This is a genomic window from Pseudomonas sp. NPDC077186 (genome assembly GCF_044543505.1).
Lineage (GTDB): Bacteria > Pseudomonadota > Gammaproteobacteria > Pseudomonadales > Pseudomonadaceae > Aquipseudomonas.
The window spans coordinates 1-26,565 of sequence record NZ_JBITWE010000008.1 but is presented as its reverse complement, the minus strand read 5'-3'; the positions used below and the strand labels follow the sequence as shown (position 1 = coordinate 26,565).

Annotated in this window: 26 protein-coding genes and 1 pseudogene; 22 read left to right on the top strand and 5 right to left on the bottom strand. The window is 63.6% G+C overall.

The window, feature by feature from the left end; translation table 11 throughout:
• The first annotated feature begins 59 nt into the window (after positions 1–59).
• The 5 genes from ACIGKL_RS23020 to ACIGKL_RS23000 are packed head-to-tail and all read left to right on the top strand — an operon-like array spanning position 60 to position 4,142.
• Complete coding sequence (locus ACIGKL_RS23020) at positions 60–1,250, top strand: reverse transcriptase domain-containing protein (RefSeq protein ID WP_397488703.1); 1,191 nt, start codon at positions 60–62, stop codon at positions 1,248–1,250.
• Between the two features lie 47 nt (positions 1,251–1,297).
• Positions 1,298–1,675: an IS66-like element accessory protein TnpA gene (gene tnpA / locus ACIGKL_RS23015; RefSeq protein WP_397488702.1), complete on the top strand. Its 378-nt coding sequence runs from the start codon at positions 1,298–1,300 to the stop codon at positions 1,673–1,675.
• The gene (gene tnpB, locus ACIGKL_RS23010) at positions 1,672–2,016 is read left to right on the top strand and encodes an IS66 family insertion sequence element accessory protein TnpB (RefSeq protein ID WP_043106093.1); all 345 of its coding nucleotides are present in this window, start codon (positions 1,672–1,674) and stop codon (positions 2,014–2,016) included. Before tnpA ends, tnpB begins: the two co-directional genes overlap by 4 nt.
• Before the next feature lie 35 nt (positions 2,017–2,051).
• Positions 2,052–3,560: an IS66 family transposase gene (gene tnpC / locus ACIGKL_RS23005; protein WP_397488701.1), complete on the top strand. Its 1,509-nt coding sequence runs from the start codon at positions 2,052–2,054 to the stop codon at positions 3,558–3,560.
• Positions 3,561–3,563: 3 nt separating this feature from the next.
• Complete coding sequence (locus tag ACIGKL_RS23000) at positions 3,564–4,142, top strand: plasmid pRiA4b ORF-3 family protein (RefSeq protein ID WP_003291613.1); 579 nt, start codon at positions 3,564–3,566, stop codon at positions 4,140–4,142.
• Between the two features lie 656 nt (positions 4,143–4,798).
• On the opposite strand, the gene ACIGKL_RS22995 is transcribed toward ACIGKL_RS23000, so the two are convergent.
• From ACIGKL_RS22995 to ACIGKL_RS22985, 3 genes are read right to left on the bottom strand one after another with little or no spacing between them, the layout of a single operon-like run.
• Positions 4,799–7,036, bottom strand: coding sequence for a DEAD/DEAH box helicase (locus ACIGKL_RS22995; RefSeq protein WP_397488700.1), 2,238 nt, complete (start codon positions 7,034–7,036; stop codon positions 4,799–4,801).
• A complete protein-coding gene (locus ACIGKL_RS22990) occupies positions 7,011–8,306 on the bottom strand; it encodes an ATP-binding protein (protein WP_397488699.1) in 1,296 nt (431 codons plus the stop codon). The genes ACIGKL_RS22995 and ACIGKL_RS22990 overlap by 26 nt, the downstream gene beginning before the upstream one ends.
• Complete coding sequence (locus tag ACIGKL_RS22985; protein WP_397488698.1) at positions 8,303–10,798, bottom strand: TerB N-terminal domain-containing protein; 2,496 nt, start codon at positions 10,796–10,798, stop codon at positions 8,303–8,305. Before ACIGKL_RS22985 ends, ACIGKL_RS22990 begins: the two co-directional genes overlap by 4 nt.
• 410 nt (positions 10,799–11,208) lie before the next feature.
• On the opposite strand from ACIGKL_RS22985, the gene ACIGKL_RS22980 reads away from it, so the two are divergent.
• From ACIGKL_RS22980 to ACIGKL_RS22900, 17 genes are all read left to right on the top strand, one after another.
• Entirely contained in the window at positions 11,209–11,742 is a 534-nt protein-coding gene (locus ACIGKL_RS22980; RefSeq protein WP_303704144.1) for a PilL N-terminal domain-containing protein, read from the top strand.
• Positions 11,739–12,392, top strand: coding sequence for a hypothetical protein (locus ACIGKL_RS22975; RefSeq protein WP_397488697.1), 654 nt, complete (start codon positions 11,739–11,741; stop codon positions 12,390–12,392). The genes ACIGKL_RS22980 and ACIGKL_RS22975 overlap by 4 nt, the downstream gene beginning before the upstream one ends.
• A 9-nt stretch (positions 12,393–12,401) precedes the next feature.
• Positions 12,402–13,127, top strand: a complete 726-nt coding sequence (locus tag ACIGKL_RS22970; protein ID WP_397488696.1) for a TIGR03759 family integrating conjugative element protein — start codon at positions 12,402–12,404, stop codon at positions 13,125–13,127.
• Entirely contained in the window at positions 13,127–13,690 is a 564-nt protein-coding gene (locus ACIGKL_RS22965; RefSeq protein ID WP_303704147.1) for a transglycosylase SLT domain-containing protein, read from the top strand. The genes ACIGKL_RS22970 and ACIGKL_RS22965 overlap by 1 nt, the downstream gene beginning before the upstream one ends.
• The gene (locus ACIGKL_RS22960) at positions 13,687–14,214 is read left to right on the top strand and encodes an integrating conjugative element protein (protein WP_397488695.1); all 528 of its coding nucleotides are present in this window, start codon (positions 13,687–13,689) and stop codon (positions 14,212–14,214) included. Before ACIGKL_RS22965 ends, ACIGKL_RS22960 begins: the two co-directional genes overlap by 4 nt.
• A gap of 10 nt (positions 14,215–14,224) precedes the next feature.
• Positions 14,225–16,399, top strand: a complete 2,175-nt coding sequence (gene traD / locus ACIGKL_RS22955; protein ID WP_397488694.1) for a type IV conjugative transfer system coupling protein TraD — start codon at positions 14,225–14,227, stop codon at positions 16,397–16,399.
• Positions 16,396–17,145: a TIGR03747 family integrating conjugative element membrane protein gene (locus ACIGKL_RS22950; RefSeq protein ID WP_397488693.1), complete on the top strand. Its 750-nt coding sequence runs from the start codon at positions 16,396–16,398 to the stop codon at positions 17,143–17,145. The genes traD and ACIGKL_RS22950 overlap by 4 nt, the downstream gene beginning before the upstream one ends.
• A 147-nt stretch (positions 17,146–17,292) precedes the next feature.
• Entirely contained in the window at positions 17,293–17,664 is a 372-nt protein-coding gene (locus tag ACIGKL_RS22945; RefSeq protein WP_397488692.1) for an RAQPRD family integrative conjugative element protein, read from the top strand.
• A complete protein-coding gene (locus tag ACIGKL_RS22940) occupies positions 17,661–17,894 on the top strand; it encodes a TIGR03758 family integrating conjugative element protein (RefSeq protein WP_397488691.1) in 234 nt (77 codons plus the stop codon). Before ACIGKL_RS22945 ends, ACIGKL_RS22940 begins: the two co-directional genes overlap by 4 nt.
• A gap of 12 nt (positions 17,895–17,906) precedes the next feature.
• On the top strand, positions 17,907–18,269 hold the full coding sequence (locus ACIGKL_RS22935; RefSeq protein WP_112210435.1) for a TIGR03745 family integrating conjugative element membrane protein: 363 nt from the start codon (positions 17,907–17,909) through the stop codon (positions 18,267–18,269).
• Positions 18,270–18,285: 16 nt separating this feature from the next.
• Entirely contained in the window at positions 18,286–18,681 is a 396-nt protein-coding gene (locus ACIGKL_RS22930) for a TIGR03750 family conjugal transfer protein (RefSeq protein WP_397488690.1), read from the top strand.
• Complete coding sequence (locus tag ACIGKL_RS22925) at positions 18,678–19,352, top strand: PFL_4703 family integrating conjugative element protein (protein ID WP_397488689.1); 675 nt, start codon at positions 18,678–18,680, stop codon at positions 19,350–19,352. Before ACIGKL_RS22930 ends, ACIGKL_RS22925 begins: the two co-directional genes overlap by 4 nt.
• A complete protein-coding gene (locus ACIGKL_RS22920; RefSeq protein ID WP_273253234.1) occupies positions 19,349–20,209 on the top strand; it encodes a TIGR03749 family integrating conjugative element protein in 861 nt (286 codons plus the stop codon). Before ACIGKL_RS22925 ends, ACIGKL_RS22920 begins: the two co-directional genes overlap by 4 nt.
• Positions 20,199–21,623 carry a TIGR03752 family integrating conjugative element protein gene (locus ACIGKL_RS22915; protein WP_397488688.1) on the top strand — a complete coding sequence of 475 codons (1,425 nt, stop codon included), beginning with the start codon at positions 20,199–20,201 and terminating at the stop codon, positions 21,621–21,623. The genes ACIGKL_RS22920 and ACIGKL_RS22915 overlap by 11 nt, the downstream gene beginning before the upstream one ends.
• Complete coding sequence (locus tag ACIGKL_RS22910; RefSeq protein ID WP_112210440.1) at positions 21,604–22,023, top strand: TIGR03751 family conjugal transfer lipoprotein; 420 nt, start codon at positions 21,604–21,606, stop codon at positions 22,021–22,023. The genes ACIGKL_RS22915 and ACIGKL_RS22910 overlap by 20 nt, the downstream gene beginning before the upstream one ends.
• On the top strand, positions 22,023–24,881 hold the full coding sequence (locus tag ACIGKL_RS22905; protein WP_397488687.1) for a conjugative transfer ATPase: 2,859 nt from the start codon (positions 22,023–22,025) through the stop codon (positions 24,879–24,881). Before ACIGKL_RS22910 ends, ACIGKL_RS22905 begins: the two co-directional genes overlap by 1 nt.
• A gap of 21 nt (positions 24,882–24,902) precedes the next feature.
• A complete protein-coding gene (locus tag ACIGKL_RS22900) occupies positions 24,903–25,289 on the top strand; it encodes a hypothetical protein (RefSeq protein ID WP_256595593.1) in 387 nt (128 codons plus the stop codon).
• 5 nt (positions 25,290–25,294) lie between these two features.
• Here ACIGKL_RS22900 and ACIGKL_RS22895 read toward each other — a convergent pair.
• Positions 25,295–25,819, bottom strand: a pseudogene (locus ACIGKL_RS22895) (RES family NAD+ phosphorylase).
• Complete coding sequence (locus ACIGKL_RS22890) at positions 25,816–26,187, bottom strand: MbcA/ParS/Xre antitoxin family protein (RefSeq protein WP_397488686.1); 372 nt, start codon at positions 26,185–26,187, stop codon at positions 25,816–25,818. Before ACIGKL_RS22890 ends, ACIGKL_RS22895 begins: the two are co-directional and overlap by 4 nt.
• Positions 26,188–26,565 lie beyond the last annotated feature (378 nt).

Sequence of the window (26,565 nt, the reverse complement as noted above, 5' to 3'; positions counted from 1 at the left end):
AAGCGTTGACAGGGGAAACCGATGGGCCAGCCATTGAGCCGCGTAATCAGGAATTCGGGATGCCGATGCTGTTAAGCGAAGCAGAAGGCAACACGGAGCATGGCGTTATACGCCAGTCATGCTCTGATCCCGCGCGGTCGGAGACCCTGTGCACGTCGGGAAGTCCTCCGCACAGAAACTGGGAGATCTCAGCGGCGCCCAGTGCGCAAGCACTGGGCGGAGCAGGAAAGGCCAAAAGCCGTAACCCTGCTGTTCACGTCGCTGAGAAGTCGGATACGTCCGTAGTACCTGAGAAGCCATCGAACAAAGGGCCTGGCCCGGCGGAGATAGTGGAGGAAAGGGAGGTAGCCAAGGGAAACACCGACACGCCCCCCGCGCCCCGGACACTGAGCCGGATCAGTTGCGCGTCGATGGGACTTGAAGGTGTACGTGAAGCAGCCCGAAGGAACAAGGGTACGCAGTTCACGGCATTGCTGCACCACATCACACCGCAGTTATTGGCGCAGAGCTTCTATGCCCTGCGCCGCGATGCAGCGGTGGGCGTGGACGGCATGTCGTGGCGAGAATATGAGGAAGGTCTTCTCCAGCGGGTAAGCGATTTGCACGCAAGGCTCCACAGTGGAGCCTATCGGGCAACGCCATCGCGGCGGGTCTACATTCCCAAAGCCGATGGCAGGCAACGCCCGTTGGGCATTGCCTCTCTGGAGGACAAGATCGTACAGCAGGCAGTCGTTACCGTTCTGAATGCGATCTATGAAGAGGACTTTCTGGGATTCTCGTACGGGTTTCGGCCTGGACGCAGCCAGCATGATGCGCTGGATGCGTTGACGGTCGCGCTGAAGGGCCAGAAGGTGAACTGGATATTGGATGCGGATATCGCGTCGTTCTTTGATGAGATCGACCATGAATGGATGCTCATGTTTCTGGGACACCGGATTGCAGACCGGCGCCTGCTCGGGCTTATCTGCAAATGGCTCCAAGCGGGTGTTATGGAGGATGGCCGTAGGGTGGCTGCGACCAAGGGGACTCCCCAAGGCGCAGTAATATCGCCACTGTTGGCGAACATCTATCTTCACTACGTGCTGGATCTGTGGGCAAGGCAGTGGCGCCAGCGGCATGCCCGTGGCGATGTGATTGTTGTGCGATACGCGGACGACAGCGTGGTGGGTTTCAGGACGCAATGGCAGGCTCAGCAGTTTCTGGTGCAGTTGCAGGGTAAGCGTCCGCCCTGCACCCACTGCCTGCCCTAGCCTCGAATAGCCACAATGGTGCCCACCATTTTTTAGTGGACACCATTGTGGATACGCCCCCCTCTACTCCTCGCCGCAGTCGCCGCCCCAACTTTTCGGTGGAGTTCAAGCGTCGTGTCGTCGAGGCCACGCTATTGCCCGGCGCATCCGTCGCGTTGATCGCCCGAGAGCATGAGGTCAACGCCAGCCTCGTCTTCAAATGGCGCCGTCACTATCGGGAGGGGCAGCTGGGGCCAGTTGCCCACCAGGTTACTTTGTTGTCGGTCAACCTGAGCAAGGCGCCGACGCCCTCAGCGGAAGAGGCAATGCCACTGCCGTCGAGTCCGGGCGGACTGGTTGTGGAGTGCGGTCGGGTCACCTTGCGCATTGAGGGCGTGCCCGACCCGCAAACCTTGCAACTGGTCTTGCAGCAGGTGTTGCGATGATTGCCCCGCCCATCGGGACTCGCATCTGGATCGCGGCTGGAGCCACCGACATGCGGCGGGGGTTCGATGGCCTGGCGGCCCTGGTGCAAACCCAACTTGAGGCGGATCCGTTCTCCGGCCAGATCTTCGTGTTTCGGGGACGGCGCGGTGACCGGATCAAATTGCTGTGGTGGGATGGCGATGGCTTGTGCCTGTTCTGCAAGCGGCTTGAGCAGGGGCGCTTCGTCTGGCCGCAAGCCACCAGCGGCAGCGTCTCCTTGACGACGGCACAACTCGCGATGCTGTTGGAGGGCATCGATTGGCGCCGACCGCTGCGCACCGCACCGGTACGAGCAGTCTGATGTTCAACGCTTGAGAACACCAGTAACATCGCGCCATGACTTGCGCGACCGACTTCCTTCCTGACGACATCCAGGCCTTGAAAGCCTTGGTTACCGCCCAGCGCGGGGAAAACGAGCACCTGAAACTGATGATCGCCAAGCTGCGGCGCATGCAGTTCGGTCGGCGTTCCGAGCAACTCGATGGCATGCTCGACCAACTGCAACTGACGCTCGAAGAGTTGCAGGTCAGCCAGGCCGCATTGGCCTCGCCACCACCAGCCCAATCGCGCCCACGTACACCCGTACGCCGCAAGCCATTGCCCGAGCATTTGCCCCGTGAAATCCACGTCCATCGACCCGATGCGCAGTGCCCAGGCTGTGGCGGCGAACTTCGTCATCTGGGCGATGACGTGGCCGAAGTTCTGGAGTACGTGCCGGCGCGCTTCAAGGTGATTCGCCACGTGCGGCCCAAGTTGGCCTGCCGCTGCTGTGACGGGATCGTGCAGGTGCCGGCCCCGAGCCGACCGATTTCCCGGGGTCTTGCCGGGCCGGGATTGTTGGCCCATGTGCTGGTGTCCAAATACGTGGATCATCTGCCGCTGTATCGGCAGTCCGAAATCTATGCGCGTGAGGGCGTGTCCCTGGAGCGCTCGACCATGGCCGACTGGATCGGCGAAGCGAGCCGGCTCTTGCAGCCATTGGTCAGCCGGTTGCGACAGCACATCATGGCCGCCAACAAAGTCCACGCCGACGACACGCCGATCGCCGTGCTCGCCCCCGGCCAGGGTAAAACCAAGACCGGACGCTTGTGGACGTATGTGCGCGACGAGCGCCCCGCAGGTAGTAGCACGCCGCCGGCGGTCTGGTTTGCCTACTCGCCGGATCGCAAAGGCGAGCACCCCCGAGCCCATCTCCGGGGCTTCGCCGGGACGTTGCAAGCCGATGGCTATGCCGGTTTCGCGCAACTCTATGCCTCGGGCACGATTCACGAGGCGGCATGCTGGGCACATGCTCGACGCAAGTTTTTCGACCTGCACAAGGCACTGGCCTCGCCGATTGCGGCTGAGGCCCTGCAACGGATTGGCGCGCTATACGCCATCGAGGCGGAAATTCGCGGACAGCCGCCCGATCAACGACGCGCAGTGCGGCAGCGGCGAGCCAGCCCGCTGCTGGCGCACATGCACACCTGGCTTAATCACACGCTGACGCAATTGCCGCCCAAATCGGCATTGAGCGGTGCGATCCACTATGCCCTCGCACGTTGGCAGGCGCTGACGCGCTACTGCGCGGATGGCCGCATTGAAATCGACAACAATGCCGCCGAACGGGCCCTGCGTGCAGTCGCCCTGGGTCGCAAGAATTTTCTGTTCGCCGGTTCCGACGCTGGCGGAGAAAGAGCGGCGGCGATCTACAGCCTGGTCGGTTCAGCCAAGCTCAACGCATTGAACCCACAGGCTTATTTGACGCACGTGCTGGAGCGCATCGCCGACTACCCAATCAATCAGCTCGACGACTTGCTGCCCTGGAATATTGCTCTGCCTACCCTAGAACATGAGGCCGCTTGACCCATGCCCAACGTCACCCGTTTGCCCAAGCCGGCGAACGACCGTCTCCTGCAACTGCACATCGAACTGACGTGGATAAAACCCGCCATCTGGCGCCGGGTCGCCGTGCCCGAGCGCATCACCCTGAGCAAACTGCACCAGGTTATTCAGGCGGTGATGGGCTGGAGTGACACCCATCTTCATGAGTTTGAAATCGCTGGCGAAAGCTACGGTATTCCCGATCCCGACTGGGGCCCTCCGGTCGTTTCGGAACAGCGCAAGACGCTGACAAAGGTGCTGTATGGGTCGAAGGCGTTTCGTTACGTCTATGACTTTGGCGACAACTGGGAGCACCGGATCAAGATCGAGCGGCTGTTGCCGGCCATTGCGTGCCCGCATGTGCTGTATTGCATCGACGGCGCCAATGCCAGCCCGCCGGAGGATGTCGGCGGTGCACCGGGTTACGCGGATTTTCTGGACGCGCTTGCCGACCCCGAACATCCCGAATACTTGGACATGCTCGACTGGTACGGCGATACCTTCGATCCCACGGCATTTGACCGCGACGACATCAATCAGCGTCTGAAGCGGATTAAAGTCTGAGGGTCAAGACGGTAGAGAGCGGACGCTTACGTTGCAGGAGCGTTTGGCCAGGTTCGGTTTATCCCTCAACGCCTCGAAGACACGGCTGATTGAGTTTGGTCGTTTTGCTGCGAGAAATCGTAGGAAGCGAGGGTTAGGTAAACCGGAGACGTTTGACTTCCTAGGCTTCACGCACTGTTGCAGTACCAACAGAAGCGGTGGTTTTCAAATACTGCGACTGACGGTCAAGAAGCGAATGCGTGCGACGCTGCTGGCAATTCGGGATGAGCTGAAGCGCCGACGTCATGAGCCCATCCGGGCTCAAGGGCAATGGCTTACTCGGGTGGTCAGGGGCTACTTCAATTACCACGCGGTGCCGGGAAACCTGATACGTCTTGGTGGTTTTCGTTCAGCGGCCTGCCGTCTATGGCGGCAAGCCCTCAAACGGCGCAGCCAGCGTAATAGGCTTCAATGGTCACGCTACGGACGCCTTGCCGACCTCTACATACCTAGACCTAGAAATGCACATCCTTACCCTGAGGATTCGCTTCGCGTCACATACCCGAGGCAGGAGCCGTATGCGGTAGTTCCGCACGTACGGATCTGTGCGGGGGGCGGCAGGTAACTGCCGTCCCTACCGCGACCGGACGCTGTCTTCAATCTAGCAATACATGACATCACGAAAGAGAAGCAGGGGTCTCAAGTCCAATCAGATGAGCTGCGGTTTGCTGTGCTTTCTCCAGATCGAGATACATCGTGGCGAAGGACTCCATAAGAAGCTCAGGAGGCAGCGCCCAGTCCCATTTCTCCCTGATCATATTCTGAACGTTGTGAAGGACAGTGCTCGCCTTAAGCTCCTTCAAAGCCGCAACCTCTCTAAGCTTGCTTTCAAGCAACGCTCGTCCACCCTGCACCTCAATGACCAGTCCTGAATTCTCAGTGGGCAAGCCGACGTACTCGAGAAGGACGGCCAAGGCATCGTTGGCCCAATCGCCCTGCCAGGTGAAAAGACAGGTTCTTCCTCCGCTCTCAATAAAGCTCTGATGGCTCAACTTAAGATCAGCAAAGCTTTGCCGCGCCTCCCCCAGTAGATTCTGGGCCACTGGATCGAGGTAGGGATAAACCTCCTCTTCCTGCAGTACGGCTTTCATCTCTTGCCGAACATTGTCGTGAACTCGAGCAGCCAGTCCGTCAAAAGCCGGGGGAGCTCCTCCTGGGGAGGGCTTGACGACAATCACCTTGCCGTCCGTATCAACGTTAATCACCTGCCAACGACGCCCGGCGAAGATGATGCGCTGTTCAGCACACAGTGGTCGCGAGACAGGCAGGGCCCCAAGGGGTCTTCCATCGCAAACAACTCGGAACTCTTCATTGCTTGTGAATGCACTGTAGAAGTCGTAGTGGTTGATCAAGCGCTCACCCAACTCACCTGGCAGCAGAAGCCCAGCCGGTTCCTGAATGATCAGATCCCGCTCACCCAAAGCACGCAGGAGGTTCAGAAAACTGCCCTGCTCAACAGCCAAGAAAGGGCCGTTGCGTACCAGCGTCCCCCACAACTCGGCGGCAGTGGCACCACCTTGCTGCGCAATCACCGAGAGGCATTGTTGCACCAGGGTCGACAAATGCAGCCCCTGCGCTCTTGGCGGTTCAAACCATCCCCTCATCAGTAGTCGGATCATCGCGATACTTTGTACCAATCCTTGGCGCAAGCGATCCGATATTGGAGAGTCATCCGTCAATCGACGCTCCTTGCAGTATCCGCGGAGAATGGCTGCCTCTCCTGGGCGACGCCCAGAACGGCCAAGACGCTGGCGCAGACTGGCAACCGAAGGCGGCGGCCCAATCTGCACAACCATCTTGATGCTGCCGATGTCGATGCCCAGTTCCAGCGTCGTGGTACAGATCGCAGTCGCCGGCCGGTCCCCCGCTTTAAGGGCCCGTTCGGTATCTTCCCTAATATCTTTCGACAAGCTGCCATGATGTGGCCAGAACTCATTAGGTACACCGTCTTGCTCGCAGCGACGCCGTAGCTGATCGGCAAACCATTCGACCTGAGTCCTGCTGTTAGGGAACACCAAGTTGTTGCTTCCACGCAGCACCTGGAAGAGGTGCTCAGAAATCACGTGATCGGAGGCCGAGTTGTCTTCTAGGCTCTCCTTATCTTCGGGCTGTTGGGGTGTGTCTTTCTCTGGTTCCTGAAAGCCTCTGATCTGAACTTTCAGAATTTGTCCCGATCCTTTCGATTCGATCACCGTCACCTTGCTCGGGGAAGCTGGGCGCAAGAAGGTAGCAGCCAGCATCATGTCGCCCAGTGTCGCTGACAAACCTACTCGCGGGAGAGGACGTCCGATCACCTGCTCGACCCGATGCATCAAGGACTGCAGTTGCTTGCCTCGCTCACTGCCGATAAAGGCATGCAGCTCATCAATCACGAGGTAGCGCAGGTTCGCGAAAATCCCGGGCAGACTCGTCCCCCGGTTCACGAACAGCGCTTCAAGAGACTCCGGGGTGATCAACAGCACGCCTTCAGGGGATTTTAGAAAGCGGTGCTTGCGGCTTGACGAGATATCACCGTGCCAGGCAACGACGGGAATATCGAGTTCGTCGCATAGCTTGCTCAATCGCTCCCACTGGTCATTGATCAGTGCCTTGAGCGGGCTGATGTAAAGCACTGACCCAGGCGGTTCCTGCTGCTTCAGCAGGTTCGTCAGAATGGGCAGGAACGCGGCCTCGGTTTTCCCCGCCGCCGTCGCCGCGGCGACGATGACATCCTGATCAGCATTGAGCAGCGCGGGGATGGCCCGCTCTTGTGCATCTCGTAGAGAGGTCCAGCCTTCCATCCATATCCAGCGCTGAATCTGGGAGTCAAGAAGGCTGAAGCCCTCCGACTCAGAGCTGGAAGGTTGCGAGCTCATCGTCGGCATCTACTTGAGTGTCTGCTTCACCACCTCTATCCGGGCTCAGCTCCACAGCCCCCAACAAATGTCTCCAGTCCGCGCCCGGGTTCTGCTCCAGCACGGCCAGCAAGTTGATGAATGCTGTGATCGTGGTGCGGGGTGTACGGAAATAGGCATCCCCCAACCGTTGGTTGCAATGCGCCATGAACAAAGGCAGCGCCTCGTCAGGAAGGAGGTAGCGTGCACTGTCGCCCGAGGCGTAGACATGGCGCAGCTTCTGAAGAAGCACATAGAAGTCCTCGGGTGTCAGGCTCGCTAGGCGGATGACTGGTCCTGACAGATCCACCAACCCAGACTTGGCGAAACTGTTTTCCGCCAGACGCGACTGCAAAGCCGGATAGCTGTACAAGCCGCGGCGGGTATCCATCAGGAATTCGGGGGTGCCTCCGAGCACGAATCCAAGGCCTTCGGCAGAACCCTGCAAGGAGTCGTTGAGGATGCGCAGGATCTGTTCGTAGTTGGCGTTACGCGCCTGGGTATTGGCTAGCTTGTAGAGATTGACCAGCTCATCCAAGCAAACCATCAACCCCTCAAAGCCCGCCAAGCGGACAAACCGAGCCAGGAGCTTAAGCTGATCATAGACGGAAGCATCGTCGATGATTGTGCGTACACCCAAGGCAGCGCGCGCATCGGTTCTTGTGGTGAACTCACCTCGCAGCCAGCGGATGGCATCGGCCTTGAGCTGTTCGTTGCCCTCCTCGAAGCCCTTGCAATAGGCCGCGATCACATCAGCGAAATCATAGCCGTTGACCATTTCGGTCAGTTGGCCCAGTTGTTCGCGTATCACAGCCTCGCTGTCCTTACCGAACGCCTTGGCCTCACTCTTGGCTTGGGATATGAACCTTTCGACAATGCCCTGCAAGGCTCCGCCATCAGGCTTGGTGCGCGTTGACATGTTTTTCGCCAGCTCAGCATAAAGCGAGCGAGCTTGGCCACCAGAGGCATGGAGCCGGCGATCGGGATTCAGATCCGCATGCATGGTCACGAGCTTGCGCTCCATCGCAATGGAACGCACAAGATTCAGGAAAAAGGTCTTTCCCGCGCCGTACTCACCAATTACAACTCGAAACGCCGAACCGCTCTCGGTCAAGCGCTCAACATCACGAATGAGCCCCTCCAGCTCACCAACCCTACCCACCTGGATCAGGTGTTGACCCGCCCGCGGAACGACTCCCGCACGAAGGGACTGAATAACCGCATCGCGATCTTTAGCTCTGATGCTGCTCATAACGGTAGTTTTCCCATGATGTCAGAATTGATCTCGAGGGGATCTTCACCTTCGGTAATAGAAATATCGAAATGCTCGAAGGCCATATCGTTGATGTGCTCAAGCGCACCATCGAGCATGAGATCCATATCGCTGGCTACCGCTTCCAACTCCTCTCGTGACCATTCCATCCGAGAGACAAGCAAGCGAAGGAAGGCCGAGTGATCAGCATCCAGCCCACAGATGCTGCTGGTGTCATCCGAAGCGCCACTGATATCGGGCTCCTCAGGCTCGACGATTTGCTCATCCACGAAAACTTGGGCCAACAGCGCCGACACCTGCTCGGTTTCACGTTGCAGTTGGAAAATCCGATCATGATCCAACGCGAAGCCAGTCACCGACGCTGGCGATGCCGAGGAAGTTGGCACCGACGCAACCGTTGGAGCAGTGCTCGTCGACGCACTACTAGCTGCCACATGGAGGTCACCGTATAGGAGCTGGGAATCCAGTTGCAGAGCCTTGTAGACACGCTCAAGCAATTTCACTTCCGCAGGGCTCACCTCACCATCCACTTGAGCTAAGTGGGCAAGGAATGCCGCCACGGTTCTCTTCGCCGAACTGGCCAACGGCTCCAGCTTTTTCTTCAGGCTTTGCAAGGTCGGCGGCTGATTGAGCTGTAGACGGAGATGGGCCTTCAGTCGCTTGCGATGTGCCCCACTCAAGTGGTTCCAGGAATCGACGTGACGGGACAGCAGCATGATCTCTTCTGGAGATGTGTCGCCATCCGCCGCCGCAACGGCACAGGCTAGATCCAAGGTGACCGAGGCGGCATTGTAAGCGGGAGATGCTCGTAGATCCCCGTCTTCGATTTGGGTGGCAAATAGCGCTACGGTATCTTCCGCCTTAGGTGTTTTGCTGCCGGCTAATACATCCGGCTCAATGCAGATATGCAATGACTCCAACGCGCGCGCCAGCGCGATCACCTTGTCCCGCGAAAGGGCTCCGGCACTTTTCAGTCGCCCCGCCAATTCGCCGAAACTCATGACCACCATGCCGTCGCCTATGCGCTGCTTCAGCGCATCCAACTCGGCACGCGCAACCGCCGGCCACAGCATGATGGGAAGCTGCAGCAAGCCTTCCAAGGCCTCGGGGGTATCGGGATTACGACCGAGATATCGGCTGTAGGGCTCCAGCTCCGCCGTGCATTCGTCGACTATCTGCTGCAGCTTTTTGCGGGGGGCTGAAGTTGCTGTTACGTCGGGGATATCACCCAACCCCTCAAGCGTTTGAACCGGCAAAGCAGCCGAGGCGGTGTTGTACTGCAACTTCAACCTGGTCTTGTTCTGCGGCAGAACCATCCCGTCGCCATGAAGCTGCTCATACTTGATCTTGAACAACGTGGCGAAGACGTCCTGGCAACGACTCACAGGCGTCCGTTTGCCAATACTGTGATCCGCCAGCGCCCAGGCCAAGGCCCATGCGGCGGGCAGACGCTGCTTGTCGGTAGCTAGTTGCCCCAGGCCAATACGCAACTCTATGGACATTTCATAACCGTAGGCCTGGTTGTCCGGAGGCGGTGCTAAATAACGTCTCGGCGGGGTCTCACCCATGCGCAGAAACGCGAGAAACCGACCGGCGTAGTTGCTGAATGACCCGCTCCCCCCATAGATGACAAGAAGTCGCTCGACTTCCGACACGATGCCGGCGATTTCGGCAGTGGCATTGGGATCGCTCTTCGCATCAACGAATACTCTCCGCTCAAGACCGTAGAAGAACAAGAATACGTAGCCGATATTGGCATGAGGTGCTTTGCGCCCACTGGACAGCCATTGCAAGTAGGCGCGACGTGCCTCGGGGGAAATCGAGTCGTAGCTGGCCCAGTAGCCAGTCAGCCGCGCGGCGATGTCGACAACACCACGCGCAACCTTGAGCTTGGGGTTGATCAAAGATGGCTCGGGTGCAGCACACCGATCAGTTCGCCCGGCCCCCACATAGATCATGCCGCCGGGAATCTTTTCTCCAGCCACTTCAACGAACTCACCGGCCGGAATCCAGCGAACCTTTTCATCCGTCAGCGTTGCAGGCGCACTCGGCAGGCGATATGAGGATGGCTTCGAGACCTCGAGAGTGACCGTGAAAAATTCTGAATCCGCTCGCCGCCTGACTTTCTCCTCCGCAGCAGGTGCCAGTTCCCGAGTGCTGCCTGTATGGGCCTGATCTTCGATCTCGACCTCGTCCAGAGAGAACACTAGGCCACGATTCGGATCAGTCTCTACCGCTCTCGGCCGATTTCCCGAAGATGGAGGGCGATGCTGTGGATGCATCGCAGGGGGAGCGGTTCTGGACGAGTCGCTGTTGGCCTTTATGATCAACCATACACCGAAGCCGATAACCCCGACTCCAGCAAGAGCAATCCAGGCTTCTTTAGGGATGGAGGCAATCGCTCCCAGGAACAGGACTCCCAGAATCGCCACCCCGGAAATTTCAGATTTGTTTCTTCGCTTCCGTGCCATCAGATCTGACCGCCCCTCTAAATCGATACTGGCTTACTGTCAGTATCGGCAATTTGAGCTGATCAGCCAATCTCTTTGATCCTCGTGATAAGACCTCGTGAAACACATTTGCCCGCGGTTTCAGTTCGTGTTCACAGATGCCAAGAATCTATCGAAACTCAGTGCTCGGCAGCCAACCGCACAAGCCCGCTTCGAGTTATCCACAAAATCTGTGCATAACTCTTTCGATAAGATCCCAATCCTCCGACGAGTGGGGGCTCGGGTTCATCTGCTGATTTTTTGATCGCCGCTGAGTCCGCTGCCCGCTTGGACCTCTCTGTAAAAACGGCAACACCGCGATTCCCATTGTTTGCTGATTCAAGCTCGCTGCAGGGCGATGGTCTCGGCTCGACCTTGCCGAGAGCCGAGCCATGCACGCCATCCGTTTCTACCGCAGTTGCCTGCTGCTGGCCGCACTGGCAGCCGGCTGCGCAACGCCACCCACGCCCTCTCCCGTTCCCGCTGAGGTCGCGGCACCGGCTCCGGTACCGGAGTACGTCCCGGTCGTTCGCTACGGCCGCTACACCCTGGTTGAACTGACCCCGACGGCCGCCCAGCAGGATCTGCTGTTGCAGGTGGTCGACGTGTCTATCCCCGGCACGCTGCACGCCAGCGTCGGAGATGCGCTGCGGCATGTATTGCAACGCTCCGGCTATCAGCTCTGCAGCGGAGGCGACACCGATGCGCTGGGCAGCCTCCCGCTGCCGGCGGCGCACTATCACCTCGGCCCGCTGCAACTGCGTGAGGCCCTGCTGACCCTGGCTGGGCCAGCGCGAACGCTGCACGTCGACCACAGCATGCGCAGCGTCTGCTTCAGCCAGCCTCACGCAGCTCCTGCCGAAGCGGCGCCAGCCATGGCTGAGAGCGTTCCCATAGAAGGTGCTGCCGGGGAGCTGCAGCCATGACGACGATGCCCGGCAGTGAACCTCGCCAGCAGGGCACCCTGATGCGCGTCGCCGTAGTCACCTGGCTGCTGCTGATCAGCGCCGCCGTCGTGATCGATCACGTTGCGCTGTCGGGTCTGGCGATCCAGGTCGAAACCAGCGCACCGAGCCGGCAGGTAGCCGCGCTGGAAAAGCGCCTGGCCGAACTGATCCAGCAGGTTGAGCATGCTCAGCAAGAGCCGGTCGCCCTGCCCCAGGCGCGCTACGAGGCTGAGCGCAAGGCGTTGGAGCTGCGGCTCAGTGCGATCGAGGCGTCGCTCGGCAACCAGCCGGCAACGGACAACCTGCTGCCGCTGCAAGCGCGCCTTGAGCAACTGGAAATGCGCCTCAGCGCGCCTCCTCCTATCCCTCCGACTCCGCCCCGCCCTCGCGCCGCGGCACCAGCCAAACCCAAGGCCATCGGGCCGCCATTCCGGGTGATCGGTGCCGAGCTGCGCGCCGGCGAGCAGTTCCTCTCGATTTTGCCCGCGGCTTCGCACGCGCTCGCGCAGGTTCGCCTGCTGCGCACCGGCGAGGCCGAAGCCGGCTGGCAGCTCGAAGCCATCGAAAGCAACACCGCCGTGTTCCGGCACGGCGACGACAGCCGGCGCCTGCCGATTCCGGCGCGGTAGGAGGGGCAGATGAGGCAACGCCTTATCGTTCCTGCCCTGCTACTCCTGCTGACCAGCAGCCTGGCCCAGGGCGCGCCAATCCTTAGCAGCGACAACAAGCCCAGCCGCGAGCGACCGGTGGCCATCGAACGCACCGTCGAGCAGCATGCCCGGGATTGGGGGCTGAACATCGAGGAATGGACGCGCTACCGCGACCTGATGCAGGGGCCGCTGGGGGTCTATTCACCGCACATCGACCCGCTCACGGCACTGGGCATCGAAGCGCGTACCGACCAGGAGCGGCAGCGCTACGCGGAGCTGCAGGTCGCGGCCGAAGCGCAGCGCGTGGGGAAGCTGCTCGCCTACCAACGAGCTTACGACGACGCCTGGCAGCGGCTCCACGCCGATATGCCGCGCATCATCCTGCCCGACGCCGGTCCGGCATTCTCACCGGTGTTGCCTGCGGCGAGCGGACGGCTCGCCCTGTTCGTCGAGGACGCCTGTCCGACCTGCGATCAAACAGCTCTGAAGCTGCAGGCCGCCGGTCGGGCGTTCGACATCTACGTCGTCGACAGCCGCGCCGACGACGCGCGTATCCGAGCCTGGGCGCAGCGCATTGGTATCGATCCGGCCAAGGTGCGCAGCGGCCAGGTCACGCTCAATCACGACGCGGGCCGCTGGGTGTCGCTGGGGCTGCCAGGCGATCTGCCGGCGGTGGTGCGTCAGGTCGGCGGGCAATGGCAGCGGCAGCCGTAATGTTGTGCCGAACCCTGCTCGCGCTGCAGGCCTGTGTGTGGTTCGGCAGCGTCAAGGCAGGGGAAATTCCGCCGCCGGCCTACCAGGTCGCGGCGCAGCGCGCCGGCATTCCCTCCACCGTCTTGTACGCCGTGGCGCTGCAGGAGAGCGGCACCCGCGTGGGTGGCCGCCTGGTGCCCTGGCCGTGGACGCTCAACGTCGCCGGCACACCGCAGCGATTCGCCACCCGTGCCGAGGCCTGCACCGGGCTGCGCCAGGCACTACGGCGCACGCCGGCCACACGCATCGACGCGGGGCTCAGCCAGATCAATCTCGGCTACCACCCGCAGCGCTACGCCCAGCCCTGCGACCTGCTTGATCCCTACCGCAACCTGGCCATCGCCGCCGAGATCCTGCGCGAGCAGCACGTCGAAGGCGAGGACTGGCTGCTCGCCATCGGTCGTTACCACCGCCCTGCTGGCGGTGCGCCGGCTGCGCGCTACCGCCTCAGCGTCGGCCAGCACCTGGCCCGCGTGCTGGGCGCCTATCAACCGGAAATCAGCTCCCGGAGGAACCTGCCATGAACGCCCTGCCCGTCCTCGTCGCCTTCCTCTCTCTGCCGTGGCTGCCGGTGCTCGTCCAGGCCGACACCCTGATCGTCGTCGTCGATCGTGGCGGCACCTCGGCCCTGCCGTACTACGAGGCCCTGAACCTGCAGCCGCGTGCCAAGGTGAGCGCGCCACGGATTGAGATGCCGCGTCCGCCCGCTGGGGTGGTCAACGAAGCCAGCATGCTCCCGGTGCATTCCTTGCGACTGTCGCCTGGCGTTGTGGCGCGCCGCACGATCAAAGCACCCGGGCTGCCGCCGTTTTTTCTCGTCGGCGACGACCAACACTCACGCGCCTGGCTGCAGCAGCGGGCGCCGCGCCTGCGCGAACTCGGCGCCGTGGGCCTGATCGTCAACGTCAGCTCGGCCGAGTCCCTGGCCACGCTGCGTGCGCTGGTGCCAGGGCTGCCGCTGTCACCGGTGGCCGGCGACGACCTCGCCGAGCGTCTCGGCTTGCATCACTATCCGGTGCTGATCACGGCCACCGGCCTCGAACAGTGAAGCGCCGGCCATGGCCCAGTCCCACGCGATCGAGGTGCTGCTGCGGCCAGCGGTGGAGCTGTACACCGTGGCAGTCTGCGCCGCCGCCGCGCTGCTGTCCCTGGTGGCACCCTGGTCGCTGGCGCTGAGCCCAACGATTGGCCTGGGCAGCGCGCTGGCCTTCCTCGCCTTCGGCGCGATTCGCCTGCGCGATGCGCTGGTGATCCTGCGCTACCGGCGCAATATCCGCCGCCTGCCGCGCTACGTGATGACCAGTCGCGATGTGCCGGTCAGCCAGCAGCGGCTGTTCATCGGCCGCGGATTTCGCTGGGAACAACGCCATACGCATCGCCTGACGCAGACGTTCAGGCCCGAGTTTCGCCGCTACGTCGAGCCCACGCCCGCCTACCAGTTGGCGCGCCGCCTGGAAGAGCGGCTGGAGTTCGCGCCGTTTCCGCTGTCGAAGTTGGCCAAGCTCACCGCCTGGGACATTGCACTCAACCCGCTGCGCCCGTTGCCACCAGTCGGCGGCCTGCCGCGGCTGCATGGCATCGAGCCGAACGAAGTCGATGTCAGCCTTCCGCTCGGCGAACGGGTCGGGCACTCGCTGGTGCTGGGCGCCACCCGGGTCGGCAAGACCCGCTTGGCCGAACTGTTCGTGACCCAGGACATTCGGCGGCGAAATGCGACCGGCGAGCACGAGGTGGTGATCGTGTTCGACCCCAAAGGCGATGCCGACCTGCTCAAGCGCATGTACGTGGAGGCCAAGCGCACCGGGCGCGAACGCGAGTTCTATGTCTTCCACCTGGGCTGGCCGGATTTCAGCGCGCGTTACAACGCAGTGGGTCGCTTCGGAAGAATCTCGGAGGTGGCCACGCGCATCGCCGGGCAACTCTCCGGTGAGGGCAATAGCGCAGCGTTTCGAGAGTTCGCCTGGCGCTTCGTCAACATCATCGCCCGCGCCCTGGTCGAGCTGGGCCAGCGCCCGGACTACCTGCTGATCCAGCGCCACGTGGTCAATATCGACGCGCTGTTCATCGAGTACGCGCAGCATTACTTCGCCCGGCACGAACCGAAGGCCTGGGACATCATCGTGCAGCTCGAAGGACGGCTGAACGACAAAAACATCCCGCGCAACATGATCGGCCGGGAAAAGCGCGTGGTCGCGCTGGAGCAGTACCTGTCGCAAGTCCGCGTCTACGACCCAGTGCTCGACGGCCTGCGCAGTGCCGTGCGTTACGACCGGACCTATTTCGACAAGATCGTCGCCAGCCTGTTGCCGCTGCTGGAAAAGCTCACCACCGGCAAGACCGCGCAACTGCTCGCGCCGAGTTATGCGGACCTGGCCGATCCGCGGCCGATCTTCGACTGGATGCAGATCGTGCGCAAACGCGCGGTGGTCTATGTCGGCCTCGATGCCCTGTCGGATGCCGAGGTCGCCGCCGCCGTTGGCAACTCGATGTTTGCCGATCTGGTGTCGGTCGCCGGGCATATCTACAAGTTCGGCATCGATGATGGGCTGCCTGAGGCCCTGGCGGGTGCGCGGGTGCCGATCAACGTGCATGCGGACGAGTTCAACGAGCTGATGGGCGATGAGTTCGTGCCGCTGGTCAACAAAGGCGGCGGGGCTGGGCTGCAGGTCACCGCCTATACCCAGACGCTCAGCGACATCGAGGCGCGGGTCGGCAACCGGGCGAAAGCAGGCCAGGTCATCGGCAACTTCAACAACCTGTTCATGCTGAGGGTGCGCGAGACCGCGACCGCCGAGCTGCTCACCCGCCAGCTGCCCAAAGTGGACGTCTACACCACGACGCTGGTTAGCGGAGCCACCGACAGCTCGGATGTGCACGGGCCGACCGACTTCACCTCCAACGCCCAGGACCGCATCAGCACTGCCAGCGTGCCGATGATCGAGCCCGCCCACGTGGTCGGCCTGCCCAAAGGCCAGGCCTTTGCCCTGCTGCAAGGCGGCCAGCTGTGGAAGGTCCGCATGCCGCTGCCGGCCCCCGACCCCGACGAAGCGCTGCCCGATGATCTCCAGCAGCTCGCTGGCTACATGCGCCAACACTATGCCGAGGCTGGCGACTGGTGGGAGAACCAGGGCCTGCCAGGCCTGCAGGATCAGCCGCTGCCCGGTGACCTGCTCGACGGCTTCCGCCACCAGGCCGATCCGGACGCGTCCGAAGATACCGATGCACGGCCATGAAGGATCCGGCCGCCACCACCCAGCGCGAACAGGCCCGCCAGCAAGGCGTGTTCGCCAGCCTCGTCACCTTGCCGCTGCGCCTGCTCGGGGTACTGCTCGGCTCTCTGCTGCTGTCGATCCTCATCGAGTGCGCCGGCATGCACCTGTTCTGGCCCGAGCAGGGCTGGCGTCACGCCCAGGGCATGCTCGCCTACGAACTGAACCACCTCTCCACCCACTTCACCCGCAGCGCGGTGGTGCAGGAGCCGGGCCGCACCGCACACCAGTTGGTCGAGGGTGCCTACCAATGGCTCTTCGTGAAGAGCGGCCTGCTCGACTGGATGAGTCAGGCATCGTCGCGTGCCCGCGCCCCCAGCCATGGCGATGTTCGCGACGCCCGCTACTACATCAGCCAGGTCTACGTCTGGAGCGAGCGTTACCTGATTGCGGCCGCGTTCACGACACTGACCTTCATGGTGCGGCTGCTGGTCCTGGTGCTGACGCTGCCACTGTTTCTGCTGGCCGCCTTCGTCGGCCTGGTCGACGGTCTGGTTCGCCGCGATATTCGCAAGTTCGGTGCCGGCCGCGAGTCAGGCTTCATCTACCACCGCGCCAAAGCCAGCCTGATGCCGCTGGCCGTCCTGCCGTGGATCCTCTACCTCACCCTGCCCGTCAGCGTGCATCCGCTGCTGGTGCTATTGCCGAGCGCGGCGCTGCTCGGCCTGGCGGTGAACATCACCGCAGCAAGCTTTAAGAAGTACCTTTAGTTCCGGCCCCCAGCTACAGCCGTAGCGGCTGCTGAGCCGCTCCGATAGTCGGAGCAATAGGGGGACACCCAGGTTCCCATTGTTTAAGGCAGCGCCCCAGGCATACCGAGAGCATTTCGCCATTCCTCGCACATCGTGGATTGGCCAATGTCGAAGCGACTGCTCTCTCCAGCCAACAGGCATCAACCCGCCGGTCTGACCCTGGCACTGCTGCTCGGTCTCTATCTTTCCGGTAACGCCAGCGCCGACGACGCCACACCAGAGCATGCCCGCCTCGCCGCCGCGCTGCGCCAACTCGACAGCATCGAGCGCCTCGTTGCGCAACAGGCCGCGCAGCCGCCAGATGCACGTGCCCGCTACCACTTCGACTACAGCCGTCTCGCCGCCGACCTGGAGCGCGTGCGCGGCGGTATTCGCGATTACCTGACGCCCTCGCGTGCCCAGCCGCGCGACCCCGCCGAGCTGCTCGGCGGATATCGCCAGCCTGCCGCCGCGCTCGACGCGCAGGAGGCGCCATGAACGCCGCCCAGATCACCGCATTCCAGACCAACAGCGGCTTCACCCCGACCGAGATGGCAACCGTGCTGCTCGGTGCGGTGTTCGCCGTGCTGCTCCTGTGGGGCGTCTGGGCGATACGCAGCGCCTACGTGGGCTGGGCCGAAGAACAGCTTTCCCATCGTCAGTTCCTGGTTGTCGTGGTGCGCTTCGCCGTGCTCTACCTGGTGCTGACCTTTTTCCTGCTCTCGTAAGAGGTCGTCCTGATGAAGCCGCTCGCCCGCTCCCTTCTCCCCCGTCCATTCGCTGGCCTGGCGGCGCTGCCGCTGTTCGGCGTGCTGTCGCCCTGTGCCCAGGCCGCTTTGCCCACCCTGGAAAACCCGTCGCGCGGGGTCGGCACGGGCATCCTGCAAACGCTGCAGAACTACGGTTACGACATCGTGATGCTGATCGCCCTGCTGGTGGTCGCCTCGATGTTCGTCGGCGTCTGCTACCACGCCTACACCCGCTACGCGGAGATCCACATTGGCCGCTCGACCTGGGGCCAGTTCGGCCTGACCGTGGCGGTCGGTGCGATTTTGCTGGTAGTGGGCATCTGGCTGCTAACCGAAGCCATCGGCGTGCTCTAAAGCGAGGCCTGCCGAGATGACCGAAGACATCCGCACGGACGGGACAGTGCTGTTTCTGCCGCACCGCCTCAACCGTCACCCGGTGGTGGTGCGCGGGCTGACGGCGAATGAGCTGTGGGTCTGTGCCGGCCTGTCGGGTCTGCTTGGCCTGGCGAGCGGCATAGCGCTGGCCATCATGCTGGTGACGATCGCCATCGTCCCCACGGCCATCCTGCTGGCAGTCAGCGCAGGCATCTTCATCGGCGGCGGTGCACTGCGCCGACTCAAGCGCGGCCGCCCCGAGACCTGGCTGTACCGGCGGTTGCAGTGGTGGATCGCGCTGCGTCTACCGGCGCTCGCCACCCTCACCGACGGCCAGCGGCTGGTGACCCGCTCCGGTTACTGGAGCACACGCAGGAGCACGGCACCGTGAGCCGGTTCAAGAACGAAGTGCTGCGGCTCGACGCCCACATCAAGACCCTGCGCATCGGCGCCAGTCTGCTGGTGATCTTGGCCCTGGTCATGGGCATCGGCTGGTGGAACGCACCACGCGATCTGACCATCCATGTACCGCCCGACCTGCGCTCGGGCAGCACGCGCCCCTGGTGGGACGTACCGCCCGAGAGCGTATACGCCTTCACCTTCTATGTCTGGCAGCAGCTGCAGCGCTGGCCGACCAATGGCGACGACGACTACCCGCGCAACCTGCATGTGCTGTCGCCCTACCTCACGCCCGCCTGCCAGGCGTTCCTGCAGCAGGACTACGAGTACCGCCGCAACAGCGGTGAGCTGCGCCGGCGCGTACGCGGCATCTACGAGATTCCCGGCCGCGGTTACGGTGACAACCCCACACTGCGCGTGCGCACCGTCTCCACCCGCGAATGGGTGGTGAATCTGGATGTTACGGCCGACGAGTACTACGCCTCGGAGCAGGTCAAACGCGCCCTGGTGCGCTACCCGCTCAAGGTCCTGCGCAGCGACGTCGACCCGCAGCGCAACCCGTTCGGGCTGGTCATCGACTGCTACGAAGGCGCGCCGCAGCGCATTGTCAGCCCTGTCGATCCGGCGGCCACGCCCGTCCCTGCCCTGGAAAACACGCCATGAACCGTTTATTGCCCCTGGCCCTCGCGGCGTTCGCGCTGGCTCCGTTCAGCGCCCCCCAGGCCACCGAGATTCTGCGCTGGGAACGCTTGCCCTTGGCCCTGCCGCTGGTGGTCGATCAAGAACGCGTCGTCTTCGTCGAACGCAATGTTCGCGTCGGCGTGCCGGCCTCGCTTGGCAATCGCCTGCGCGTACAGAGCGCCGCCGGTGCGATCTACCTGCTGGCCAGCGAGCCGATCGAACCAACCCGGCTGCAACTGCAGGACGCCGACACCGGCACGGTGATGCTGCTCGACATCGCCGCCGAGCCGGCCCAGGACGGTCAGCCGCCCCTGGAGCCGGTGCGCATCATTGAGGCTACATCAACCGCGGCTGCCTCCGCGGCCGATGACGATAGTGCCGCCTCGGCTCCCGTGCGGGCCACACCGCAGCCGGTGATCCTGACCCGCTACGCCGCGCAGAACCTCTACGCCCCGCTACGCACCGTCGAACCGGTGCCGGGCGTTGTGCGCGTCACCCTGCGCCGCGATCTGCCGTTCGACTCCTTGCTGCCCACCCTGCCGGTACAGGCACACGCGCTGGCGGCCTGGCGCCTGGACAACCTGTGGGTCAGCGCCGTGCGCCTGCGCAACCACAGCGCGCACGGGCTCGACCTGGACCCGCGCGCGCTGCAGGGGCATTTCCTCGCCGCGACCTTTCAGCACCCGACGCTGGGCCCGCGCGGCACGCCGGAGGACACCACTGTGGTCTACCTCGTCACCCGTGGACACGGCCTGGCGCAAGCCCTGTTGCCGGCCATTGCACCTATCGACGCGGCGCTCAACCTGCCCGCACCCACAGGAGGCCACGATGCACAGTAATGGCCTGCTCAAGTGGTTGATGATTCCCCTGCTGCTGTTGCTGGTGTTCGGCGCCGTCAAGCTGTTCTCCACTGGTAGCGACGCGCCCGGTGCCGCAGACGAGGCCAGCCGCCTGACGCCCGATGAAGCCAAGGCGCTCGGCATCGAGGGCGACACCCCGCGCGACACCGTAGCGACGCTGGTCGCCCAGGTTCGCCAACTGCGCAGCGAGTTGCAGACCGCACTGAGCGACAACAAGGTCCAGCGCGACGAGAACCAGCGCCTGCGCCAACGCGAAGGGGCCATCGACCAGCGCATCCAGAGCGCGCTCGACAGTGAACGCAACCAACTGCACCAGGACCGCCAGCAGCTCAGCCACGAACGCCAGCAAGCCCAGGGCCTGCTGCAGCAACTGCAACAGCGGCTCGATGCCATCGGCATGGAGGAGCAAGCCGAGCTGCCGGTCGGCCTGGGGCTCGAGCCGAGCGACGGCCTGCCCGGCGACACCCTGCGCTGGATCGAGCCGGAGGATCGCCGTGACGATGGTCAGTCGCGCAGCAGCGGCACGGCCGGTAGTTTCAGTTTTCCGACAAGCTTCGGGCCGGCGCAGAAGACGCTGGAAAGCACCGCCAGCGCCGCCGTCGACGCCGGCCGCCGCGCCGCGGGGGCGCCGGAGACCACTGCGGTGTACACCGTGCCGATCAACTCGACGCTGATGGGTTCGATCGCCATGACGGCGCTGGTCGGCCGCGTGCCCATCGATGGCACCGTTAACGACCCCTACCCCTTCAAAGTTCTGATCGGGCGGGACAACCTCACCGCCAACGGTATCGACATTCCGGATGTGGCCGGTGCCGTGGTCAGCGGCACGGCCTCAGGAGATTGGACGCTGTCCTGCGTGCGCGGGCAGATCCGCTCGGTCACCTTCGTCTTCGAGGACGGCACCATCCGTACTCTGCCCAACGACGACGACGCGCGCGGCGGCAACCGCCAGACCAACAACGACACTGACACCCAAGACGGCCTGGGCTGGATCAGCGACCCGCATGGCATCCCCTGCGTCTCCGGCGAGCGGCGCAGCAACGCCCAACAATACCTGGGCTCGCAGGCCCTGATCACCGCAGCCGGTGCCGGCGTCGCCTCGCTGATCGACGAAGGCAGCGGCCAGGTCTCCTACATGAGTAGCGACGGCTCGGTCGGCACCGTGGGCATCGGCGCCAACGAGGCCATGGGCCGCATCCTCGCTGGGGGCGTTCAGGACATGTCCGCCTGGGTCAACAAGCTCTACGGCCAGGCGTTCGCGGCGGTCTACGTCAAGCCCGGCGCCCAGGTGGCCGTGCACCTCGAACAACCCCTGACCGTCGACTATGACCCCGCCGGTCGCCGCGTCGATCACCGCCTTGGAGGGCTGCCCCATGCACAAGACCTGGACTGAAAGCCTGGCCCTGCTGGCCATGGCGCTGCTTCTCGGTGGCTGCGCCACCAGCAAGGAAGCACTGCTGCCGCACGACGACACCACGATGCTCGATATCTGGAATATGGAGACCGGCGGCGGCAGCGCCCGGCAGCTGCTCGATGCGCGCCAGGCCCTGCGCCGGCCGCTGAGCGCGGCCGATGTCCAGGCCGCGCCGGCTGTGCAGGCCCGCTACACGCGCACGGCGGCCAACGAGATCTACCGGCAGTTCCATCGTCTGCCAAACCCTGATCTGCTGATGTACGTGTTCCCCCACCTGGCCGGCAGCGACCCGGTGCCGGTGCCCGGCTACACCACGCTGTTTCCGCTGTACCAGCGGGTGCAGTACGCCCTGCCCGGCGAACGGCTGGAGGACTACTGATGGCCTGGCCGTGGTTCATGCGTCGGCCGCCGTCCGAGGAAGCCACGCCCCCTACAGACGCCTGGGCGCGCCACGTCGCCGAGTTGCACGCCCACGGCCTCGCCGAGCCCGGTACTGCACAGAGCACCCGGCGTCCGGCTACCCAGGCCGATGAACAGGCGCTCTATAACGTGGCGCCCTCCTTCGCCGATCGGCTGCCGTGGGCCGAGTACCTACCCGAGTCGCAGTGCATGCTGCTGGATGACGGCACCTCGGTCGCCGCCTTCTACGAACTGCTGCCGGTCGGCACCGAGGGGCGCGAACCGGCCTGGCTGCTGCAGGTGCGCGACACCCTGGAGAACGTACTGCAGGATGCCTTCGACGAACTGGAGGACAACCCCTGGGTCGTGCAGTTCTACACCCAGGACGACCCCAGTTGGGACAGCTACCTCGACGCGCTAAGCGCCTATATCCATCCGCGCGCCCAGGGCAGCGCCTTCACCGCGTTCTACCTGCGCTTCTTCGGCCATCACCTGCAGGCCATCGCCAAGCCGGGTGGACTGTTCGAGGATCACACCGTCACCCGCCTGCCCTGGCGCGGGCAGACTCGGCGCACGCGGCTGGTCGTCTACCGCCGGGTCGGCCCGGCACCGCAGCGCCGCGGACAATCGCCCGAGCAGGCACTGAACCGGGTCTGCGAGCGCCTCATCGGCGGCCTGGCAAACGCCGGCGTACGTGCCCGCCGGCTGGGCGCAGAGGACATTCATGCCTGGCTGTTGCGCTGGTTCAACCCCCATCCGACCCAGCTCGGCGACACTGCCGCAGACCGCGAACGCTTCTATGCCCTGACCCGCTATCCGGACGAACAAGAGCCCGGTGAGGTCGAGTTGGCCAGCGGCACGGATTTCAGCCAGCGCCTGTTCTTCAGCCAGCCGCGCTCGGCGGTCGAGCCAGGCCTGTGGTATTTCGACGGGATGCCGCACCGCGCCATCGCCGTCGACCGCCTGCGCAGCCCGCCCAGCACCGGCCATGTCACCGGCGAAACGCGCAAGGGCGAGGCGATCAACGCACTGTTCGACCAACTGCCGGAAGACACCATTCAGTGCCTGACGCTGGTCATCACCCCGCAGGATGTGCTCGAAGCACACCTCAACCACCTGGGCCGCAAGGCCGTGGGCGATACCCTCGCCTCGGAGCAGGCTCGCGCCGATGTGCAGCAGGCCCGCAGCCTGATCGGCAGCGCCCACAAGCTGTACCGCGGCGCCCTGATCTTCTGTCTGCGTGGCCGCGACCAGGCGGAGCTGGACGCCCGTGGCCTGCAACTGGGCAACGTGCTGCTCGGCGCCGGCCTGCAGCCGGTGCGCGAAGAAGACGAGGTGGCCCCGCTCAACACCTACCTGCGCGGATTGCCCTGCGTCTACGACCCGGCAAAAGACCGCCAGCAGTGGTACACCCAGCTTATGTTCGCCCAGCATGTGGCGAACCTGGCGCCGCTGTGGGGGCGTAGCCAGGGCACCGGCCACCCTGGCATCACCCTGTTCAACCGCGGCGGCGGGCCGATCACCTTCGATCCGCTCAATCGCCTCGACCGACAGATGAACGCCCACCTGTTCCTCGCCGGCCCGACCGGCTCGGGTAAGTCGGCCACGCTGAATAACCTGCTCAACCAGATCACGGCCATCTACCGGCCGCGGCTGTTTATCGTCGAGGCGGGTAACTCCTTCGGCCTGTACGGCGATTTCGCCGCGCGCCTGGGCCTGCGCGTACATCGGGTCAAGCTCGCGCCCGGGGCCGGGGTCAGCCTGGCACCCTTCGCCGACGCCCAGCGCCTGGTGGAAACGCCCAGCCAGGTACAGACGCTCGATGCCGATGCCCTGGACGACGAGCACGCGGCGGCCGAAGGTGACGAACAACGCGACGTGCTCGGCGAGCTGGAGATCACCGCGCGGTTGATGATCACCGGTGGCGAGGACAAGGAAGAGGCGCGCATGACCCGCGCGGATCGCAGCCTGATCCGCCAGTGCATCCTCGACGCCGCGCGGCTGTGCGTGGAGGCGCAGCGCACGGTGCTCACCCGCGACGTGCGCGATGCGCTGCGCGAACGCAGCCGCGACACCGGCCTGCCCGAGCTGCGCCGGGCCCGGCTGCTGGAGATGGCCGATGCGATGGACATGTTCACCCAGGGCAGCGACGGCGAGATGTTCGACCGCCCCGGCACGCCCTGGCCGGAGGCCGACATCACCATCGTCGACCTCGCAACCTATGCCCGCGAGGGCTACAACGCGCAGCTCTCCATCGCCTACATCTCGCTGATCAACACGGTCAACAACCTCGCCGAGCGCGACCAGTTTCTCGGCCGGCCCATCATCAACGTCACCGACGAGGGGCACATCATCACCAAGAACCCGCTGCTCGCGCCCTACATCGTCAAGATCACCAAGATGTGGCGCAAGCTGGGTGCCTGGTTCTGGCTGGCGACGCAGAACCTGGACGACCTGCCCAAGGCCGCCGAGCCGATGCTGAACATGATGGAGTGGTGGTTGTGTTTGGGCATGCCGCCGGACGAGGTGGAGAAGATCGCCAGGTTCCGCGAACTCACCCCGGCGCAGAAGGCCCTGATGCTCTCGGCCCGCAAGGAGGCCGGCAAGTTCTCGGAGGGGGTGATTTTGTCGCGCAGCATGGAGCTGCTGTTTCGCGCCGTGCCGCCCAGCCTCTACCTCGCTCTCGCGCAAACCGAACCGGAAGAAAAAGCCGAGCGTTACCAGCTTATGCAGCAGCACGGCATCAGCGAACTCGACGCCGCACTCAAGATCGCCGAGCACATCGACCAGGCGCGTGGCATCACCTCACTGCCACTGGACTGGAGCCGTCCACGGTAGCCCCATGGAGGAACCCACAGCATGAACAAACACCCCATCTCTGGCAGAATCGGCCACTTGTCCGGAACCCGCCCCCTCGATATGCCGCTGCCCTACGACATCCTGCGTCTGTTCACCTCGCCGCAGGGCTACCTCGTCGAGATCCAACACCTGGCCGGCCAGGCCGCTTCGGCACCCGCCGCGCGGGAATGGCTATGGGTCACGGATCGCTCCGTCACCAGCCTGCGTGCCCGGAATACGGCGGGGGATACGCCGCAGGTGCGCCATTTCCGGGAGGCGCAGTTGCAGCTCGACGGCATACGCGCGCAGCTGGTGTGGCCCAACGGTGACTGCCAGGTGCTTATGGCCTGCTCGATGCCCGCGCTACCCACAGCGCAACACCAGCTCATCCACAATCATCTGAGTTGAAACACTCAGCGTAGTGCGAGCTTCTGCAACGCCCCGTCCGGATCATAGACGCGCAACTGCGTCGGTGATCTGGCCGAGCTGCGGTAGATCACCAGGTTGGTTCCGCCTGGGCGTGCCTGGGAGGGAAAGAGGATCCCGTCCAGTCCGGCCGCTACCACGTCGTCGGCCATGTACCAGGTCGGTGGTTCGATGGATTTGCCGAACCATTCCGCACGCCAGTCAACCGCGAAATCGGCCCACAGCGATGACCATTGCTCGGGATCGAAGCCTGCGCTCAGGTCGGCCACGCGCAGCCCGTTGACGAAGAAGGTGCAGATCGTACCCGGGCGCAACTACGGGTTGTCCTGCTTGTACTCCGCCAGTGCCGTCGACTCATCCAGCGACAGGTACAGCGCCTCCTGCTCGGGGCGGTTGAACCGACCACCTTGGCGCGCCGCGCCCATCCCGGACAGTGGCGAGCTGGCGTAGGCCGGCACGATGACCCGATACAAGGCCGCGTCCCCGCCCTCGCCGAGGGTTCTCAAAATCATCCGGCTGCACCACCGGCGAGGGATTCCAGATAGGCAATCACCGCATCGGCCCGTCCTTCCTGAATCAGGTCATCGGCGGTCTTGTAGCCAAAGGCCCGCAGCGGCTCATTGCGCACCAGGAAGGCCGCGCGCTCAAGATCTCCGGTCATCTCGGTGGCCACGGCCAGCACCTTCACCATGTCTTGCAGGTACTTCTGCAACTGCGGGGCCTGGGGCCGGGCGGTCGGGGTATTGCGATGCACGTGCGCGCGCTCGGCCAGTTCCTGCACCCGAAAGCCGAAGAAGTCACCAACCTTGGACGGTGACAGATACGGGGTATTGGGTTCACGGAACCGTTCAACGAAAGGTTCTTGCAGGGCGGTATTCATGGCGTATCACCTGGCGCAGAATTTACGCACTTATTTTGCACTCCAAACGCTCTTTTCGCAAACGACGCTACGACTCAGCAGCTCGTCTGCATACTCCTACCTTGGCCGGCGGCGCCTCTGATGCCGATCGCCTTTAGCGATGCCCAGAGCAAAGCGGACACGCCGAATGCTGATTCCTTGTCGTGCACCACGCCGCGCTGCGTTCGACTGACGCGGCAAGTCGGTAGCCTGGGTCTGCAAGGCTACGGCGCTGCATTGCCGCGCTGACCCGCCCCGTTCGCCACGCATCCCCGTGCGAACAGCCACCGCCAACACGGTGGTGGATGCCCCGCTCATCTCGACACCATCCCTATCGTCCTCGGAGCCAAGCCCTCCACG